General features: G+C 44.5%; 1 protein-coding gene and 1 pseudogene. Both read left to right on the top strand.

Annotated elements, in window-relative coordinates; translation table 11 throughout:
* A pseudogene (locus ACKWMY_RS28165) lies at positions 1-945 on the top strand (hypothetical protein); the annotation flags it as partial.
* Positions 946-947: 2 nt separating this feature from the next.
* On the top strand, positions 948-1304 hold the full coding sequence (locus tag ACKWMY_RS28160; RefSeq protein ID WP_409487543.1) for a hypothetical protein: 357 nt from the start codon (positions 948-950) through the stop codon (positions 1302-1304).
* The last annotated feature ends 7 nt before the right edge of the window (positions 1305-1311 follow it).

Raw genomic sequence — 1311 nt, 5'->3', positions numbered from 1 at the left:
GTGGAGAATAACTCGCTGAGCGGTGATAAATCCCGTGAATCTGTTAAGCAGATCGCCGGAAATATGAAGGATCAGGTCAGGGATAAACTGGGCGAAGGCACACTCTCCGCTATCGTTAACAGCATTATCGGTGCGGCGGCGGATACCGGTGATGCGGTATTAGGTGGGGCGGATTACGGTGCTGATGCAGCAATGGCGCTTACTTCCTGCGCTATGGGTGATAGTTACTGTACCAAAGCGTTAAGTGATCTGGAGGGTAAAAATCAGGCTGCGGCAGATACACTGAAAGCTCTGATGAAGAGTGAAACCTGGGAAGCTGTTGCCGGGCAGGTGAAAGAAGCCGCGCAAGGTAACCAGCTTGCGTTGGAAGCCACAGGTGGAATGCTGGCGGGGCTGTTCCTGCCAGGCAAGAAATTACCTGATGGCGTTGCTGGTACAGGAAAAATCCCAGTCCTTCAAAAAAATAGTGATGGGATAACGGAGGTAAAAGTTAGCTCGACTCCTCTGGAAGGCCATGACCGCTTAAACACGCCAGATGTAAATGGTAACGGGAAGTATAACCCAGCAGAAGCTGCGGCTGCTGCAAGGTTGGAAGGTGTTCTTGGGCCGTTGGAAAGAGCGCCTGATACAGGTGGAAAAACAGCTGATTTTATTATTAGCACCGGGCCTAATGCTGGGAAAACGGTTGACTTTATGTATACGACAAAGAATTTGTCTCAGAAAGAGATTGATGGGATTAACAAATTTTTTGAAAAAAATATGACTACCCCCTTAAAGACGGGAGACATTCCAGGAGGCCAGAAACAAATTCTTGAGCATCTGGAAAAAGCAGACATAGTTCCTGTTGATTTTACAGTGTTAACGCCATCAAACCAGAAGGTTTTTATGGATTACATAAAAACTTTACCTAAAAATCAACAAAGTAAAATTATCATTATGAGGTGATTATGGGTTCTTTCGTTAACGTGGGATATAAGCCACCATATAATGACAGCTATCAAGGGAGAGGTCTTACCATAGGCCTTAATCGAACATGGTCTAATGCTTTAGAAGTATTGTTTGACGATGCTTTGCAGGAACGTTATCCAGGCATGCATGAAAAGATAATGTTGTATTTACCATTAGATCAAATAACGTTAGCTGAGTTGGAAAAAGAGGAGTTCAATGTGGTTGTAAAAGCTATTCGGGAGTGTATTAACAGCCGAATAGAGCCAACCCAAGGCCAACTCTTCCAGAAGCGAGTATGGGAAGAGGTAATAGAGCCCCTTATTCAGCAAGATGAACGTTATCAAAAACAAAGTTAAGGTAGGA

The sequence above is a fragment of the Serratia sp. J2 genome, from assembly GCF_046269175.1.
Taxonomy (GTDB): Bacteria; Pseudomonadota; Gammaproteobacteria; order Enterobacterales; family Enterobacteriaceae; genus Chania; species Chania fonticola_C.
Note: the sequence above shows the minus strand (reverse complement) of the source record. Positions and strands in the feature narration are given on the sequence as shown.

What these genes read in the sequence shown, in the direction of transcription:
- ACKWMY_RS28160 (WP_409487543.1), top strand. Translation starts at nt 948, where the DNA reads ATGGGTTCTTTCGTTAACGTGGGATATAAGCCACCATATAATGACAGC.